At 54.7% G+C, this 18,882-nt stretch carries 12 protein-coding genes and 1 pseudogene; 7 read left to right on the top strand and 6 right to left on the bottom strand.

What is annotated here, in order from left to right; genetic code table 11:
* Window positions 1–2: 2 nt before the first annotated feature.
* From uvrC to SPI6313_RS08795, 5 genes are all read right to left on the bottom strand, one after another.
* A complete protein-coding gene (gene uvrC, locus SPI6313_RS08775) occupies window positions 3–1,886 on the bottom strand; it encodes an excinuclease ABC subunit UvrC (protein ID WP_072620651.1) in 1,884 nt (627 codons plus the stop codon).
* Window positions 1,887–1,919: 33 nt separating this feature from the next.
* On the bottom strand, window positions 1,920–2,849 hold the full coding sequence (locus tag SPI6313_RS08780) for a Cof-type HAD-IIB family hydrolase (RefSeq protein WP_217650551.1): 930 nt from the start codon (window positions 2,847–2,849) through the stop codon (window positions 1,920–1,922).
* A 15-nt stretch (window positions 2,850–2,864) separates the two neighbouring features.
* Window positions 2,865–3,122, bottom strand: coding sequence for a hypothetical protein (locus SPI6313_RS08785; RefSeq protein ID WP_072620652.1), 258 nt, complete (start codon window positions 3,120–3,122; stop codon window positions 2,865–2,867).
* Between the two features lie 144 nt (window positions 3,123–3,266).
* Window positions 3,267–3,938, bottom strand: a complete 672-nt coding sequence (phoU, locus tag SPI6313_RS08790) for a phosphate signaling complex protein PhoU (protein ID WP_072620653.1) — start codon at window positions 3,936–3,938, stop codon at window positions 3,267–3,269.
* Window positions 3,939–4,021: 83 nt separating this feature from the next.
* Window positions 4,022–5,326, bottom strand: a complete 1,305-nt coding sequence (locus SPI6313_RS08795; RefSeq protein WP_072620654.1) for a sensor histidine kinase — start codon at window positions 5,324–5,326, stop codon at window positions 4,022–4,024.
* 263 nt (window positions 5,327–5,589) lie between these two features.
* On the opposite strand from SPI6313_RS08795, the gene SPI6313_RS08800 reads away from it, so the two are divergent.
* From SPI6313_RS08800 to SPI6313_RS08835, 7 genes and pseudogenes are all read left to right on the top strand, one after another.
* On the top strand, window positions 5,590–6,219 hold the full coding sequence (locus SPI6313_RS08800; RefSeq protein WP_072620655.1) for a 7-carboxy-7-deazaguanine synthase QueE: 630 nt from the start codon (window positions 5,590–5,592) through the stop codon (window positions 6,217–6,219).
* Between the two features lie 13 nt (window positions 6,220–6,232).
* Window positions 6,233–6,619, top strand: coding sequence for a 6-carboxytetrahydropterin synthase QueD (queD, locus tag SPI6313_RS08805; RefSeq protein WP_072620656.1), 387 nt, complete (start codon window positions 6,233–6,235; stop codon window positions 6,617–6,619).
* 94 nt (window positions 6,620–6,713) lie between these two features.
* A complete protein-coding gene (locus SPI6313_RS08810; protein ID WP_072620657.1) occupies window positions 6,714–7,484 on the top strand; it encodes a CAP domain-containing protein in 771 nt (256 codons plus the stop codon).
* 185 nt (window positions 7,485–7,669) lie between these two features.
* A pseudogene (locus SPI6313_RS08815) lies at window positions 7,670–8,458 on the top strand (hypothetical protein); the annotation flags it as partial.
* A gap of 20 nt (window positions 8,459–8,478) precedes the next feature.
* Window positions 8,479–9,345, top strand: a complete 867-nt coding sequence (locus SPI6313_RS08820; RefSeq protein ID WP_072620659.1) for an Rpn family recombination-promoting nuclease/putative transposase — start codon at window positions 8,479–8,481, stop codon at window positions 9,343–9,345.
* Between the two features lie 88 nt (window positions 9,346–9,433).
* Window positions 9,434–10,563, top strand: a protein-coding gene (locus SPI6313_RS22300; RefSeq protein WP_139276586.1) for an IS630 family transposase whose coding sequence is annotated in 2 segments (ribosomal slippage) — window positions 9,434–9,851 and window positions 9,851–10,563 — 1,131 coding nt in all. Because the reading frame shifts where the segments join, the coding sequence is not laid out codon by codon here.
* A gap of 159 nt (window positions 10,564–10,722) precedes the next feature.
* Window positions 10,723–16,689 carry a DUF7507 domain-containing protein gene (locus tag SPI6313_RS08835; protein WP_072620660.1) on the top strand — a complete coding sequence of 1,989 codons (5,967 nt, stop codon included), beginning with the start codon at window positions 10,723–10,725 and terminating at the stop codon, window positions 16,687–16,689.
* On the opposite strand, the gene SPI6313_RS08840 is transcribed toward SPI6313_RS08835, so the two are convergent.
* On the bottom strand, window positions 16,686–18,824 hold the full coding sequence (locus tag SPI6313_RS08840; RefSeq protein WP_072620661.1) for a CHAT domain-containing protein: 2,139 nt from the start codon (window positions 18,822–18,824) through the stop codon (window positions 16,686–16,688). The genes SPI6313_RS08835 and SPI6313_RS08840 overlap by 4 nt on opposite strands.
* Window positions 18,825–18,882 lie beyond the last annotated feature (58 nt).

Raw genomic sequence — 18,882 nt, forward strand, 5'->3', positions numbered from 1 at the left:
GTTTAGGAGAGGGTTGATTCGTCGGGGGTGGGGTGGAAATAGTCATGGATGGCGCGGGCGAGGTGGGGGCCAACACCGTTAACGGCTTGGAGTTGGTCGAGGCTGGCGGCGCGGATGTAATCCACGGAGCGGAAATGGGCGAGGAGGAGTTTTTGGCGGTGAAAGCCGAGGCCGGGGACTTGGTCGAGTTGCGATCGCCGACTACTTTTTAAGCGTTGTTGGCGGTGGAAACTAACGGCGAAGCGGTGGGACTCGTCCCGAACGCGGCGCAGGAGTTGCACACCGGGCTGATCTGGGTCAGTGGGGAGCGGCTCCGATGCACCGGGTACAAAAATTTCCTCGCGCCGTTTGGCCAAACTAATCACCCGCAGATCGTCGAGCACATCGAGTTTTTGCAACATCTGCACCACGGCGGAAAGTTGCCCTTTCCCACCATCGATCAGCACCAGATCGGGAAATTCGGGGTCTTCGTGGCGGGGCACGTTGCGATCGCGATAGTTACGAAACCGACGACCGATCACTTCAGCCAGGCTGGCGAAATCGTCCGAACGACCGATCCGCACATCCGGGTTTTGGATTTTGTAGTGGCGATAATGCTGTTTGGCGGGCATCCCGTCGGTGAAGACCACTTGGGAGGCGACGGCGTTGGAACCTTGGCTGTGGGAGATGTCGTAGCCTTCGATGCGTTGGGGCAGGTCGGGGAGGTCGAGGAGGTCGGCGAGGTCTTGGAGGGCGTGGGTGTTGCGATCGCTCAATCGTTGGGTGCGATCGAGTTCGTATTGGGCGTTACGTTCGACGAGTTCGATCAGGTCGGCTTTTTGTTGGCGTTGGGGCGTGAGGAGGGTGACTTTGCGGCCCCGGCGTTGGGTGAGCCAATCCGTGAGTATGTCCTCGGCGGGTAACTCATGCTGCACGAGAATTTCGCTGGGGATTTCCACAGCATCGACGCGCCAATAATGCTCTTCTAAAACACGCTGTAAAATCGCGCCGGGGGTCAAGGATTGGGACTGGGCAAAAAAGCCCAAACGCCCCACCAATTTCCCCGCCCGCACTTGAAAAAGTTGGATACAGCAGTGCTGATCATTGGCGGCAAGGGCGATCGCATCCCGCGACACGGTATCGTCGGGCAGGGTCATTTTTTGATCGCCATGGAGGGCGGTTAAGCCTTGAATTTGATCCCGCAATCGAGCCGCTTTTTCAAAGTTTAAATCCTGGGCTGCCTGCTCCATTTGGGCGGTGAGTTGGGTGATTAATTCCCCCGATCGCCCTTGGAAAATCATCGCCACTTTTTGGACAATTTTGTGATAGTCCTCCGGGGTGATCAAGGCCTGACAGACCCCCGGACAACGGCCAATGTCATAGTTTAAACAGGGACGATCTTTGAACAGGGGGCGACGACGTTGACGGAGGGGAAAAATACGCTTAACGAGGTTGAGGGTACTCCGGAGCGATCGCACATCCACATAGGGGCCATAGTAGCGATCGCGCTCATTTTTAAACCGCCGTTTCCGCGTCAAGAAAATACGCGGATAGTCTTCAGACCAGGTAATACAAACATAGGGATATTTCTTATCATCCTTGAGCAGCACATTAAAGTAGGGTTGATGCTGCTTAATTAGGTTCGCTTCGAGGGCCAGGGCTTCGGCTTCGCTATCGGTGACAATAAATTCAATCTCCACCACCTGCCGCACCATCAACGCGATCCGATGGGTATGGTGTTGCCCCTCTCGAAAATAGGAACGCACCCGCGATCGCAACCGTTTCGACTTGCCAATATACAAAATCCCATCGGTGCGATCGCGCATCAAATACACTCCCGGCTCGGTGGGAATTTCTTTGAGTCGCGTTTCTAACCGTTCAGGATTTTGAAGCAGTGGTGTGGCCATGGGTCAGCACAGGAGCAGAAAATAGAGTTTCCCTCACCCAACCCTCTCCCGCTGGAGAGGGCTAAGAAGAAATTTTTGTACCGCCACGGCCACCCCGTCGGCTTCCACCGACGGCGCGACCCAATCGGCCGCCGCCTTCACCGCCTCCGGTGCATCCCCCATCGCAATTCCCAAGCCGACCGCTTGGAGCATATCGAGGTCGTTGTAATTATCCCCGATCGCCATGACTTCTTGAAGATCAAAACCGTAGTGATCTTGGGCGAGATGGGTGACGGCGTGGCCTTTACTGGCTTGGGGATGGGTGAATTCTAAAAATGTGGGGGAGGATTGGGTGATGTAGAGGTGATCGGGGGGGTAGGCGGTTTGGCACTGGGTAAGCAGGGTCGCGATCGCCTCCGTATCCGCGCAGAGCATCAGCAATTTCGTCAACGGGCGATCCAACAATTGCCGCAGATCCCCGACGGGATGGGCCGGCAAGCCCGATCGCGCCATGTACGATTCGGTTTGGAGCGTAATCTCCCGCACATAGAGGCGATCGTCATGGTACACATGGACATCAATTTTATCGACCCAATCGGGATGATCGGCGAGATCCAGCAGTTCCGCGAGACGTTCCGGGGGGACAGGACGATGGAGGAGGCGATCGCCCGTTTCGGGGTGCTGAATCCACGCACCGTTATAGGCAATGATCGGCTCACGGCTGCGGATTTGGTCGCGAAACCGTTGGGCCGAGCAATACATTCGCCCGGTGGCGATCGCCACCAAGATCCCCCGCGCCATCACCGCCTCTAGGGCCGCACAAACCCCCGGCGACACGGCATTACTCTGACCTGCGATCGTGCCGTCAATATCCAAAATCAAAAGTCGAATGCCCATGCGATCGCACCAAAAACACCCTTCAAATCCTAGCGTGGCTTGCGGTGTTTGGCCGCTGGCTGTGGGGCGCGATCGCGAAGCCACCATCGCTGGCTGTGGGGCTTAACCCTCGTCGCCGTCCGGCTTGGCAAACCGTTGACCTAGTTTCCGAAACACCCAACTCAACACCGCGCCCATCACTAAAATCGAAATCGCCGGGTTAAACAATGGCTGCCATAGGGCATACCAAAGATCCCAACCGAGGGGAATCCCCGCCGAACGACCAATTAGCGCGATCGCAAACCAAATAAACCCCCCCAACACGAGGAACACATCAAACACCAAAATCCGATCAATCCACTCTAAAACCTTGCCATTCATAGTTCAAATACGGTTGTTAAAAACACCTTGAAATCATTGCTTCGGTTCCCAATTTTGCCGCAAACCAGGCTAGAAATCAGCAAGATTGCCCCATATCTTAATGGTTTTGTACAGTTAGGGCCTAATCCGGCGAAATCACAATCATTAACCCCGTTTTCCCGTCACAATATAGGCCACGCGCTGGCCGATATTCGTGGCATGATCCGCCATGCGTTCAATGTGCCGAATCGCCAACACCATCAGCAAAATCGGCTCCACAACCCCTTGAATATCCCGTGATTCTGCCAAGGTGCGATAGAGGCGATCGTAAGCATCATCAATGGTGTCATCCATGGCTTTTAACTCCGCCCCTGCCCCCGGATTGAGATCCGCCAAGGCAATGAGACTCACCGCGAGCATTCCCTGGGCCTGTTGCGACATTTGCTCAATTTCACCGAGACAGGCATGGGGCGGATAGTTAAACAGTTTGACTGCTAATTCCGTTAAATCCTGGGCGTAGTCCCCAATCCGTTCAAGGTCACGCACCAACTGCATAAAGGCGCTGAGCAGCCGCAAATCCTTAGCAACGGGGCGTTGGAGGGTCATCAGTCGCGCACATTCGAGTTCAATACTGCGATAGTAGCGATCAATTTGGCCTTCAACGGCGGTGATATCTGCGATCGCCTGAAAATCGTGGTGAAAGAAGGCCTGATGACCCAGGCGGCAGGACTGTTCGACCAAGGTTCCCATCCGTAATACCTCCTGACTCAACTGTTTTAAAGCACGTTCAAGTTGGGTGGCATGGGGAGAAGTGGAAGCGGAAGCTGATAAAGTCATATCCGAAAAATACTATTTAATTGTTAAGGGCTTTTATGAATTCTTTCTATCTTAGACAGGAGTTGATCAGACAAGATTAAGATTTAGTGAATGTTTGGTAACTGAATTTGCAGCCATGCGCCCCCAGTGTGGGGATGATTTTGGGCGGTGACTAGTCCACCATGGGCGATCACAATTTGTTGAACGATGGCAAGGCCGAGACCGCTGCCGGAGTTGGTTAAGGGAGATTTGATCTGAGGGTGGGTCTCTAAACGCTGGCGCGAGGTGTCGCCTCGATACAGACGTTCAAAAATGAATGGAATTTCGTCCTCGCGGAAGCCAGGGCCGCTATCAATAACATCAATTGTATGCCAATTTGCTAAATCACTATCGGGGCCGGGGGTATTTAAGGCAACCAGAATTTCGCCACCTTCGGGACTATGTTTAATGGCATTGTCCAAAATATTCAGCAGCACTTGGATGAAGCGTTCGACATCTACTTCTAGTTCGAGTTCCGCTGAGCCGTGGTAGCAGAGTCGAAGTTTTTTTTGTTCGGCGATGGGAACGAGGGTTTGCCAGGCGGTCAAGATTAGGGTGGTGACTCGGACGGAGCGACAGTGCAGGAGTTGATCGGGATGGGAGGTGAGGCGGCTGAGGTCAAGGCAACTTTGGATCAGATCCATCAGGCGTTTCAGTTCGCGCAGCATTTGTTCAACCCATTGTTTTTCGGGGAGGTCAAGGCGGCGCAGGAGGGTTTCGGCGACGAGTTGGATCGAGGTGAGGGGGGTGCGGAGTTCGTGGGTGAGGTCGGAGAAGGCGCGATCGCGGGCCTGCAAGGCCTCTTGAATCGATTGGCGATTTTCCAAGAAGACCCCCACATGGTTATCGGGAAGGAGCAGAGTGGAGGCCCGCAGGGCGATCGCATAGGGCGTGGGAACGGCCCAATCTTCCTTCGCCACCGTGGTCGAGCGATAGATCCATTCTTGATCTTGAGATTGCCCCGTGGCGCGGGTGGTTTCAATCAGTTGATCCAGTTCGTAGGAGCGGACAAGTTCGAGCAGGAGGCGCACCTGTCCCGGTTGCCAGCGGTCAATGTTCAGGGTTTGACGGGCGATGGGATTACACCAGAGTAATTGGTTAATCGCATCAACGCGCAGGTAACCAATGGGGGCCACTTCAAGGATTTTTGTCCAAAGTTGGCCTTGTTGTTGGCTGGTTTGTTGGGTTTCGAGGAGGCGGTGAAGCGATCGCCGCAGTCGATAGAGCGGGGCGAGGGATGACGTATCTTGCAACGCAACGGGCAAAATTTGGAGCAGTTGTTCAACCTGTTGGGCAAAACGGTACTGTTGCCACGCATTAATCAGCAACCCTGTACATAACCCCAAAACAAACACAAGGACAAGGGACATAGAGCAGCCATCAACAGTGAACGGTGATTGAAACGAGCAACCTCACCGACCCGGAGGCAATGGATCGGACATGTTGCGCCGATGTGATCACGAAGCGTAGAATACGGAGCGTGGCATAAGCACTCAGGCATTCTCCTCTGTAACCCTGTAATTTTTAGCCCTATCTTAGATCATCTCGATCCTCCGGACTCAAGATCATCGCGGGTCTTGTCCTGAGCGATGCTTGAACCTGTCAAGATGAAGAAAATTCCGCAGCGTTGATTATGGTCACTCCATCCCTAACCCCTCACCCCGCCCCGCCGAGCTATCCGATCGTGGAACTGTTCCACTCGATTCAAGGCGAAGGTGCGTGGGCGGGGGTGAGTGCGTTGTTTATCCGGTTGGGGGGGTGTGATGTGGGCTGCCCTTGGTGTGATACGAAAGAATCCTGGCCCCAGGATCATCATCCCCGGCAGACGGTGGCGGCGTTGGTGACTGAGGCGCAAGCGGCAGCACCGGCTATGGTGGTGATTACGGGGGGAGAACCCTTGATGCATGATCTAGCGCCATTAACCACGCAGTTACGAGAGGCGGGGCTGCGGGTGCATCTGGAAACGTCGGGGGCCTATCCGTTGCGGGGGGTGGTGGATTGGGTGACGCTGTCGCCGAAACGGTTTAAGCCGCCCCATGGGTCAATCTATCCCCAAGCTCAGGAGTTGAAGGTGGTGGTGTGCGATCGCACTGACCTCGATTGGGCCGAAACCCAAGCCGCCCAAGTGCCAGAGTCTACCCTCTGTTATCTGCAACCGGAATGGCAGACCCCCACGAGCCAGGCGTTGATTTTTGACTATGTGCGCCACCATCCCCGCTGGCGCATGAGCCTGCAAACCCACAAACTCTTAGGGGTGCGTTAATCCTGAGGTTGGTATGACTGAAACGTGGACGATTTATAAAGAGTTCCGGTTTGAGGCGGCGCACCGCTTGCCAGACCACGATGGGAAATGTCAACGGCTCCACGGCCATAGCTGGGTGGGGCGGGTTTATGTGCGGGGCGATCGCCTCACGACCCACGGGCCAAAAGCGGGAATGTTAATGGATTTCAGCGAGATTAAGGACTATCTGACACCCCTGCTCGAAACCTATTTGGATCACCATTACCTCAACGACACCACCGGCCTCGCCAATCCCACCAGTGAATGCCTCGCTCAATGGATTTATCACCACCTTGAAACGGCAGGATTACCGGGTTTGGATGGGGTGGAAATTCGGGAAACCTGTACGTCGGGGTGTCTGTATCGGTGCGATCGCATCTAGCGGCGATCGTGACATTTGATGATCGAAGGGGCAAGAACCCCGATTCAGCTTGCTAGCATCATGATCATAGTCATATTGTTTCCTAAACTGTTCCATGGTGTCTTTCAAAATCGTGTCAGTTCTTGCGATCGGTGCTGTGTTGAGTGCGCCACTGGTTTCCACTGGGCGCGATCGCCCCGCAACCCCGCCCCCGTCCTCCACACCCCAAATCGCGCAAGTGACCACCGCCGCCGACTTTTATCGCCGTCATCAAGACAATCCCAGCGCCATCCCCCTACCCGACTGCGCCACCACCACCTCCGGACTCAGCCGCGCCGAAATCCAAGCCATCCTCCTCGAACACAACCGCTCCCGGATGGATGCCGATCGCCACGTTCCCCAGGGTCTCCCCCCTTTACCCGCCGTCGCCTGGAACTGTGATGCTGCCGCCGTCGCTCAAACCTGGGCCAACCAAAGTAAGGGAACCCAAGGCCACAGCAGTAACCAATGGCGACAGCAACAATTCAGCGATCGCACCTCCCTCCGAGGCAATGCCGCCGGTTTAGGAGAAAATCTTGGCTGGGCAGGCGGTAGCAACGCCTCGATCATTCAGCCGGTACTCAGTAGCGTCATCGCCTGGGACGCTGAACGCAGCGACTACAACCACAGCAATGGCGACTGTAGCGGGGTCTGCGGCCACTATACGCAAATGGTCTGGCGCGAAAGTACCGCGATCGGCTGCGGCGTGCATCGCGGGGCGGTGCGCTTTCCGGGGAGTAGTCAAACCTGGCCAGAAGGATACTTCCTCGCCTGTACCTATCACAACGCCGGCAACATCAACGGCGACAACCCCCTGATTCAACATCCCGATTGGTACTATCAATAACCGTCGGGGCCGCGTGGTAATTGCCCCATGATGCGCCTCAGATTCGGGTTGAAATCCGAGGCGCAGCGTTGCCAGCCATCCCAGCCCGCTACAATAAAAAACCCTTGCTCAAGTGGGCATAATCACCTTCATTGCATCCGGACTACCCTATGTTGACTGCCACTCCCACCCTCACCACCCCCCAAGACACCCTCACGATCGCCGGTCGCACCTTCACCTCGCGTCTGATGACCGGAACCGGCAAATATAGCAATTTTGCCACCATGCAGCAGAGCATCGCCGCCAGCGGTTGCGAAATCGTCACCGTCGCCGTGCGCCGCGTCCAAACCCAAGCCCCCGGCCATGAAGGCCTCGCCGAAGCGATCGACTGGGGCAAAATCTGGATGTTGCCTAACACCGCCGGTTGCAAAACCGCTGAAGATGCGATCCGCGTTGCCCGCCTCGGTCGGGAAATGGCGAAACTCCTCGGCCAAGAAGATAACAACTTCGTCAAACTCGAAGTGATCCCCGATGCGAAATATCTCCTCCCCGACCCCATCGGCACGTTAGAGGCGGCAGAACAATTGGTTAAAGAAGGGTTTGCCGTGTTGCCCTACATCAACGCCGATCCCCTCTTGGCGAAGCGCCTCGAAGAGGTGGGCTGTGCCACGGTGATGCCCTTGGGGTCGCCGATCGGGTCGGGGCAGGGGTTGAACAATCTCGCCAATATTAAAATCATCATCGATCAGGCTCAGATTCCGGTGGTGGTGGATGCGGGCATTGGTGCGCCCAGTGAAGCCGCAGCGGCAATGGAAGCGGGGGCGGATGCGTTGTTGGTGAATAGTGCGATCGCCCTCGCCCAAAATCCGCCTGCGATGGCCCAAGCGATGGGCATGGCTGCGATCGCGGGTCGTCTCGCCTACCAAGCCGGTCGCATCCCGATCAAAGCCTACGCCGCCGCCAGTTCCCCCCTCACCGGAACGATCACAGGCTGAGGGAATAGCATCAAACCATCATGAAAACCGATAGTATCTTCTATCGCATTTTTCAATGCTATCCCCAGAGTTTCTTCGAGTTGCTGGGCTGTCCAAGCGTCAGCAGTCAGTATCAGTTCACCTCCATTGAAGTGAAACAACTGGCCTTCCGCTTGGATGGGATTTTCTTGCCCTCACCGACTGACCCGGATGCACCGTTCTACATCACTGAAGTGCAATTTCAGCCGGATGACGACCTCTATTACCGCATTTTTGCGGAACTCGGTCTTTATCTCCGCCAATATCAACCCAGTCATCCTTGGCGAATTCTGATCCTCTACGCCAGTCGGAGTGTGGAACGAGAACAGCCCCATCAGTTTCAAGAATTTTTAGATTGTGGGCGGGTGACTCGCCTTTACCTCGACGAACTGGATACGTCTGCGAATAGCTTCGGGATCAGCCTCATTCAATTGGTCGTGGCATCGGCTCAAACAGCCGTGGATTCAGCGCGGGTGTTACTCCAACAGGCTCGTGAGACGCTGCCCCCAAGTCCTATCCAACGGGATATCATTGAACTAATTGAAACCATCGTGGTCTACAAATTACCCCAGGCCAGTCGGGAGGAAATTGCAACAATGCTCGGACTTGCAGAATGGAAAGAAACGCGCTTTTACAAGGAAACATTTGCCGAAGGAGAACAACAGGGAATTCAACAAGGACTTCAACAAGGACTTCAGCAGGGACTTCAAAAGGCTCAACGGGATTTTGCGTTGCGTTTGCAGGCGATTGGCTATGATACAGCGGCGATCGCCCAAATCCTCGATTTGCCTATCGCTGGGGTTGAGGCGTTGTTGACTTCGTTTGCACCTCGTCTTCAGCCCCCCCAAGGTTTAGAGGAGGAAGGCTAACCGGTTGGCAACATCGCTAGTGCTTAGTCAAAGAGATAGTGCCGAGTGAGAAGAGTAAGATGAAGTCAGTTTCTCAACCAAGGCTGACATGGTCAAAAAATACGTTGTGCGCTTAAGCGACGAAGAACGACAAAACCTCCAGGAAATTGTCACCACGGGGAAACGAGCTGCGGCTCTGATCAATCATGCCCGAATTCTCCTCAAAGCCGATTGCCAGCAATCCCCCGGTTGGCGAGATCAGGATATAAAAGAAGCCCTTGATATTAGCCTTAGAACCATTGAGCGAGTGCGGAAACGATTTGTCGAAGAGGGGCTAGAGGCAGCCTTAAGCCCTCGTCCCCATCCCCGTCGCCCCCGAAAGTTGGATGGCACAACGGAGGCACACTTAGTGGCGTTGTGCTGTAGTGAACCGCCCGCAGGTCAGGGGCGATGGACGTTACGTTTATTAGCACAGCAGATGGTGGAGTTGGACTATGTCGATGACATCAGCCATGAAAGCGTGCGGCAACTGCTAAAAAAAACGAACTCCAACCCTGGCGACAAAGCTGTTGGGTAATTCCACCGAGCCAAAGCGCAGAGTTTGTCTGGCATATGGAGGCAGTCTTGACGGTCTATCAGACGGATTACACCCCAAACATGCCTGTGATTTGCATTGATGAAGCGAGCAAACAGTTAGTCAAAGAAACCCGCCTACCCATTCCGGCTCAACCGGGGCAGCCCGAACGGGTGGATTATGAATATGAGCGCAACGGGACAGCCAACCTGTTTATGGTCTGTGAACCGATGATTGGGTGGCGGCGCGTGACGGTCACAGAGCGTCGCACCGCAGTAGATTATGCCCACTTGCTCAAAACGTTAGTGGATATCGATTACGCCCAAGCCCAAAAAATCATTGTCATTCAGGATAATCTCAATACTCATTCCCCGGCCTCACTCTACAAAGCCTTTGAACCGGCAGAAGCACAACGCATCTTGAGTCGATTGGAATTCTGCCATACCCCCAAACATGGCAGTTGGCTGAATATGGCCGAGATTGAACTGAGTGTTTTGAGTCGTCAGTGCTTAAGTCGCCGGATTCCTGATCAGGAGACACTCAAGCGTGAAGTGGATGCCTGGCAAGACGAGCGCAATCATCAGGAAACATGGATTGATTGGCGATTTACAACGGCTGATGCCAGGCTAAAATTACAACATCTCTATCCGTCAATTGATTGTTGACTGGACACTAGTTCCCCCCTCAACGGCACCATCAGCTAAACTGCATTAAATTCCCCACGTATAAAAATTCGCTGATTCTTGGGTATGATGGGCGGGTTAGGGTGCGCTTTCACGGTTTGATGCTATATTTCCGATTCGCTACGATCTAGCCATAGATTCATGTTCCGCACCCGCGCCTGCCTTTTAACCCTCGCTACGTTGTTGCTCTCGCCTGCGATCGCTCATGCTGAAGGGAGCGTGGATCTGGTCAGGAATGGTGAAAATCGCCCTTTTTTACTGGGCCGCAATGGATTTGACGATTCTGGCATTATTCCACGCCAAAATGTGATCAAAGTCTATGCCAAAGTCGGTGAAACCATCCAAATGGGATCATCCGCCGTGGACATCGGTAACGGCCGCATTGAATATATTTCTCCCAGTGGTGCTGTTGCTTCGTGTCCCTCTAATAGTTTTGATACTTTTGGGCGTGCGATCGGTTTTATTGAAACGAAAGCCCAAGAAACGGCTGGCCCCGACCCCAATAACACTCTAGGTGGCTACAGTCCTTGCACCGTCACGGCTGGTGAAGGCGGCATTTGGCAAGTCCGTTTTATCAGTCCAAACGTGGGGGGATCGGGTCAAAGCGCTGCCCCTCCTGAGCCACCCTCCGGCGATGATTGGATTGCCCAAGATAGTGATGACTTTTTTGTGGCGGCTTGGGATGTCACTGTTCGAGAAGCCCCAAGCGGTCGGGTTTTTGCCAACTACCTTCCCCTCCGTCTGAGCACGGTTAATTCTAATGGAACTGAAAATCTTGGCAAACAAATCACCTCCCAACTGCTCGCCCTTACCCGTGATGGCTATCAATACGATGTGCAATTCAATGGTCTTGCCCCCCAAGGTTTCACATTCTTTGCCAATAACAAAGGATTTACCACTACCACCTCTGACCCTGACCGTGATATCAAAGTTGGGGATGCCAGTTTTCAATCCATCGTAGCCAACACCATTGGGGGGAGTTTCGACCTCCATAATCCGGCTACGGGTGATACATCTGGCAATATTACCCACAAGCTGTTTTTCAATCTGCCCGACAGCAGTACTGAAAATGATGTGGTGGGTAACGGTGAGTGGTGGTTGCGATCGCCTGATCCTCCCCCCGATCCAGAACAGTTTAAATTTATCGGCGAAGAAGGAACCGTTGGCCAAGCCGGAACCAGCCCCCTCAAAGGCTCCTTCTACTTCAACAACCCCTCCACCACCCGCGAATTCACCTACACCATCGGCCTGGACGTAGATCAAGATGGGCAAATCACCACAGGTGGACGAGATGTAATCCTGATTGGGACAGCAGAACCGGGCACAAACCAAGTGAACTGGGACGGTAAAGACGGCCAAGGGGTTGACCTTCCCGCCAGCAACCTGACCTATCAAGCTGAAGTCACTCTCTCCGGTGGTGAAGCGCACTTTCCCCTCATTGACGTGGAAACCAACAGCGGCGGCATCATTATCAACCGTTGTGATGAATCAATCCGAATCACCTGTAGTTCTGTCTCCGACCAAATCTTTTACAACGATACGGATCTAGGGGGTGATCAAGCCATCCTAGGTACGAGCAGCACCACAAATCCTCACACTTGGGGAACGAACTTTGGCGATCAACGGGGGATTGATACTTGGGTCTCCATTCCCAGCCAAGCCATTCCCCTCCAAGACTCAATTACCATCAAAGAAGCGAACCTCGTCACCGACAAACAAGCCGAAGGCTCTGATTTTTTTCCAGGTGGAGTGATTAACTACACACTCACTGTTCAAAACAACGGCCCCAGTGACTTACTCCCCACCACCGCCAACGATCCAGATACAGGGCCGCCGAGTGAAGATCGCGCCCGTGTTACTGATACGTTTCCCAGCGGTATTGAAAACGTCACCTGGACTTGTACGATTAGCACTATCGCTGACCCTAACACTGTCCTGCGGGCTTGTGACGCTCCTAGTGGTTCTGGTGATATTGATGAGTATGTTGGCTTGGCTGCTGGGGAGCAGGCTAGTTTTGCGATCGCAGGTGCGATCTCATCCACCATCACCGCTGGCACAACCATCACCAACAGCGCCACATCCAGCGTCCCCAACGATGTCACCGACCCCAGCACCGATCCCAACAGCCAAAAAGAAAACACAGACGATGCCCAAATTGTCGTCGCTGCCCTCGACCCAACCGAACTGACCATCATCAAAGAAGCTAATGAGGTGGGGGATGCCGATGATCAATTCACAATTGGCGACACGATCAACTACACCATTACCATCGAAAATATCGGAACTGCAACCGCCTATGGTGTAGCCGTCACCGACCCCACCCCCCCAGGTCTCACCCTAGACAGCAAAACAGACACTTGCGCCGACACCTTTAGCGGCACTCTCCCCAGCGGCCAAACCTGTACCGTCACCCTGACCTACACCGTCCCCGCTGACTATAGTGGCTCCGACGACATCACCAACACCGCCACCGTCACTGGGACAAACCTTGAAGACAGCAACGGGAATGCAATCGACCCCAACATCGGTATTGATGCAACTGAAACAGTTTCACGGGTCTTTCAAGCTGACTTAAGCTTGAACAAAACCGTCAGCGCTAACACCGTTGGAAACACCACCACCGTCACCTATACCCTCACTGTCCAGAATGCTGGTATTGATGATGTCACAGGAGCCGCTGTCACCGATAATGTGCCGGATACGTTGACCAATGTGCAATGGACTTGTACCGCGAGTACAGGAAGTGTGTGTGGTGTAGCGAGTGGAACAGGGGATTTAAGTACGACGGTTGATCTGCTCAAAGATGGGTCAGCAGTCTACACCATTACAGGGGATGTGGCGAGTACGTTTAACGGGACACTGACAAATAATGCTAGTGTTGCGCCGCCCGCTGGAATTACCGATCCGAATAATGCGAATAACGATGATACGGAAAACATTATTCTGCCTCTCAACACAGCAGATTTAAGTCTGAATAAAATCGTCAGCGCGAACACAGTCGGCAACACCACTACAGTCACCTATACGCTCACTGTTAACAATGCGGGAGAAGCGAATGTCACGGGGGCTGCTGTTGTTGATGATGTGCCGGATACGTTGACTAATGTGCAATGGACTTGTACCGCGAGTACAGGAAGTGTGTGTGGTGTAGCGAGTGGAACAGGGGATTTAAGTACGACGGTTGATCTGCTCAAAGATGGGTCAGCAGTCTACACCATTACAGGGGATGTGGCGAGTACGTTTAACGGGACACTGACAAATAATGCTAGTGTTGCGCCGCCCTCTGGAATTACCGATCCGAATAATGCGAATAACGATGATACGGAAAACATTATTCTGCCTCTCAACACAGCAGATTTAAGTCTGAATAAAATCGTCAGCGCGAACACAGTCGGCAACACCACTACAGTCACCTATACGCTCACTGTTAACAATGCGGGAGAAGCGAATGTCACGGGGGCTGCTGTTGTTGATGATGTGCCGGATACGTTGACTAATGTGCAATGGACTTGTACCGCGAGTACAGGGAGTGCGTGTGGTGCAGCGAGTGGGACGGGGGATTTGAGTACAACGGTTGATCTACCTAAAGATGGATCAGCGGTGTATACGATTACAGGAGATGTGGCGAGTACATTTAACGGGACATTAACCAACAGTGCGAGTGTTAGCCCGCCGGCGGGGATTACTGACCCGAATGAAACTGATCCGAATACGAATAATCGTGATGATGCGCCGATTACGTTACCCGTGAATACTGCTGATTTGGGGATTACAAAAACGGTGAATAAAACCGTGAGTAATAATCAAACCACGGTGGTCTATGAACTCACGGTGACGAATGGAGGGGCGGCGAATGTGACGGGGTTGCGGGTGATTGATGATGTGCCGGATGCGATCGCTAACGTCACATGGACTTGTGTCGCCACCAATGGAACCTGTAGCGCGGCCAATGGCACGGGAGATCTAGATACGACGGTGGATTTGTTGAACGGGGGGAGTGCGGTGTATCGCATTACGGGGACGGTTCCGGCGAATTTTAGTGGTGCTCTGAATAACAATGCGCGGATTGAGCCGCCGAATACCATTGTTGACAGCACCCCCAACAACAACACCGCAGTTGCCCCTACCACAGTCGCAAGTGCTGATGTTGTCGTGACCAAAGATGTGTCCAACAATGGGCAGCCAGGCCAGTACACTTACCTCCTCACCATCAGGAACAACGGCCCGGATACGGCTGAAAATGTGGTGGTTCAGGATCGACTAGCGACGGGGGCAACGTTCCAAACGGCTTCGGATGGAGGGGCGTTTGATAGCACGACTAATCGGGTGAACTGGACGATTGGCAATCTCACCAATGGACAAACGGTGACGCGATCGGTAACGGTCAGCCTGCCTGATGATAACAACACCTATACCAACATTGCGTCTGGGTCGTCGGATATTCCTGATCCGAACTTGGGTAATAATGACGGGTCGCGGAGTGATGCTCAGGTGACGACTACACCCGCCGCCCCCCCTGCCGAACTGACGATCGCCACCGATGGCCCCACCACCTTTAACCCTGGCGAAACAATTACCTACACCGTTAACCTCAGCAATCTAGACAATGTTGATGCCTTGAATGCAGTGCTGGATAACCCTTCCTTACGTGATGCCGGGTTTACCTTTATCCCTGATCCAAACGGCTGTACAACCTTGCCCTGTAATCTGGGCACGATTCCCGCCAACAGCACCGAAACGATTACCCTCACGTTCAAAGTTCCCGACAATTACGAACTCACCACCCCCCTCACCAATACCGCCGTCGTAGACTACAGCAACGATCCCACCCCGGACACGAACCCCACCGCCACCTCGCCCACCCGCTTGGCCAATGCTGATCTGATCACCACCAAAACAGGGGAGCGGAGTGGCCCACTTGGTGACTATACCTACACCATTCGGACGGAAAACCTCGGCCCCGATACCGCCACTAATGTACAAATTTACGACACCATCCCAGCCGGGGTAACGGTGAAAGAGATCTCTGATGGCGGACGGCAGGAGGGCGATCGCATCCTCTGGGATCTGGCCAGCCTTGCCCCCGGCGCACAAAATGCGATCGTTCGTACTGTGACCCTCACCCTCAGTGATGACGGAACCTACACCAACATCGCCCGCAGCACCTCCGACACCCTCGACACCGACCCCAACAACAACAACGGCAGCAGCGACACCGCCAAGGTTGAAACCATCGTCCCCCTCGAACCCACGGATGTGCAGCTTGAGATTCAACCCCCAGCCTCCTTCAAACCGGGTGAAGAGATTACCTTCACCTACACTCTCACCAACAACAGCCCCAGCATTAATGCTGAAGGAGTTGCGTTGGATATTCCCCTGCCGGATAGCTTGGAGTTTGTGAGCACCAGTTGTACTAATGATCTTCCCTGCGACTTTGGCACAGTACCTGCGGGGGAAGTTCGCACCATTACAGTGACCTATCGTGTGCCTGAAGACTTCAGCGCCACCACGATCACCGCCACCGGTAATGTAACCCTCAGCAATCCTGACAGCGTCCCCACCAATAACGTAGCGGAGCAAACAACAGAGCTATTTGTGGGTGAGCCAAATTTGCGGTTGGTGAAGCGGATTACGGAGGTGTTGCGGAATGGGGTGCGTTTGGCGGGGGTGGATTTTGATCAGGTGGTGGATGATCCGAGCGATGCGGATGATAACGCGGCGGGGTGGGGTGATTTGCTCGGCGTGGTAACGATTCCCGATTCGATTCAGTTGCAGAGTGGGGATGTGGTGGAATATGCGCTGTATTTGCTGTCCGATGGGACGGCGGCGGTGGAGAATGTGCAACTGTGCGATTTGATTCCCGAAAATACGACATTTTTAACCGATACCTACGGCACGGGGCGGGGCATGGTCTTGGAGTTGGGGGATCAAGAGACGCGGTTGAGTAATGGGGCGGATGGGGATTTGGGACGCTATTTCCCGGCGCTGAACCCGGTCACGGCTCCCTGTAGTAATGGGAATAATCCCAATGGGGCGGTGTGGTTGGAGGGGTTGACCCTTGAGCCGGAGGCGATGGCAACGCTGCGGTTCCGCGTCGTGGTGGATTAGGGGGCGAGGGTTTGCCAGGTGGTGATCATTGCGTCTGTCCAGATCCAGTCTTGGCTGAGGGCTTGGGCTTGGAAGGCTTGGGGCTGGGCGGTGAGGACTTGGCGTTGGAGGGCGATCGCTTGCTGGCGGAGTTCGTCACTGTTGCGGGCGTCGGGTTCCGTGGCAAGGGCATTGAGACCCAAGGCGAGACCGGCGTAGGGGGTTTGTTGGGCGGCGCTGGGGGTGTTGGTTGCGGCTTCGACTAAGGCGATCGCATCATACCAAGCCTGATTCGCCCGGTCGATCAAGCCTTCGCTGTAATAGGCAAAACCGAGAGCCGTGTGGTAGGGGATGACATCGGGCGCACCCTTGGCGGCGGTTTCCCAATAGCGGCGAGCATCGCTGATCGCGTAGGTGGTGTTGCCACTGGCGATCGCTTGCCAGGCCAACCGCCCCCGGAGAAAACTCACCGCCGGATCATCTAAGCGTTCCACGGCCACCGCAGCGAGGGCCGATTCCGCCAACGGTAAAGCATTGCGATCGAGCAACGCGGTCACCGCTTGCAGGCCATCTTCAATATTGCCCTGGCTGAAAGATTCAATGGCCAAACTGGTGACGCGATCGCTGCTCACGGGGTCTAAATTTTGCAAATCCGGCGACGCTTCCACCGCCTCCGGCGTGGGTGATCCCACCTGTTGCGCCACCCAGCCCCCTGTTAACGCCAGAGCGATCGCACCCATCCCTCCCACCACATAGGGCCAGATCGGGCGGGATTTGGGCGGGGTGATCCGGACTTGGGGTGTAGGGGCGATCGGAGTCGGGGGCGGGGCGGGCACGGGCTCGGCGGCGGGAGTGGAGACCGGAGGGCGATCGCTCTCATCTAAGGTCGGAAAAATATCTTTAATCAGGGTCGCCAACTCCGCATCATCCGGCTCGGTATCGTCCGCAGGTTCGGCTGCGATCGCTTCCGTCTTTAACCAATCCGGTAACACATCCTCGTCATCGGGCACAGCCAAGGGAATCGTTAAGCGGCTCTGGAGGCTGGGATTGAGATACAGCACCGGTAACGCCCAATACAACTGCGACGACCCGTAGGCCGAGAGCAACCCCTGCCGCGCCCGACTGAGGCTGAGATCCAGGGGATAACCCAGACTCAAATTGCGATAGAGCAACCGCGTCAGGGTTAACGCCACTTCATCGGGAATCCGTTCCGCCATGGCCAGCACCGCCGGAACCCCCTGCTGAATCAGAGCCTCAGCCAGGCTTTGCTCTTGCTCGCTGTTAAAAATCGTGTGACCGCTGCGGCAGGAATTGAAAATCGCCAACTGAATCCCATTGTTGACCAACAGCCCCGCCAGATCATCGCCGTCAATCTGCTCGGCCAAGCCAGACATGGGATTGACCAAATACACATCGCCGCCGGAATTGCCTAAGCCGCTGTGGCCGGAATAGTGAAAGACATGGTAGTGACCTTGTTCGAGGGTTTGGGTCAGGGTTTCGCGCCCCGGTTGTTGGAGGAGGGTGAGTTCGATCGGGGTGGGATGTTGGTGGGCGAGTTCGGTTTTGAGGTGTTTGACTTCTTGAGCGAGGGTGAGGTTAGCTTGGTCGCTGGGTTGCGCGATCGCCATCAAGACCCGCACCGGTTCAGATTCTGTGAGCGGGTCGCTCCCTTTGAAATCCACCAGGGGGCCGCTGTGGTAGCGGGAAAACAGCACCTCTGTCCCCGTAGCCAGGGGACGAAACCGATCCGAACCGCTGGCCGTCGGGGGGGCGTGGAGCACTTCCCAGGGGAGGCGCGGCAGGCGATCGCCCTTTAACCCCAGTCGAAATCGCAACATCGCCTCTTGATGATAGGCAATGCTCCGCGATGCAATCCAACTGTCGTACAAACTGCCGTGGAACAGATGGCGGTAAAACTCTTGGCCCAGAGTCAATAAATCCGGGCGCGGTGTGGCTGAGGAGTCGGACTCTGCCGGATTGAGGAATTGCACAATGGGATCATCCATTAACTGTCGCGTTAAGGCGATCCAATCCGCCACCGGCCACGAGACTTGCTCTTCCGCCAACGGCACACCCGGCTCCACTTTTTCCGTGCGGATGAGATACCGATCCTCTCCCAGGGGCGTGACTGAGAGTTGAAACTCTAAAATTTTCATAGCGATCGCGGCATGGCGCAGACAAACTCCTGATCAAAACGGTGTCCCAACCCCGATC

The organism is Spirulina major PCC 6313 (assembly GCF_001890765.1).
Classification (GTDB): Bacteria; Cyanobacteriota; Cyanobacteriia; order Cyanobacteriales; family Spirulinaceae; genus Spirulina; species Spirulina major.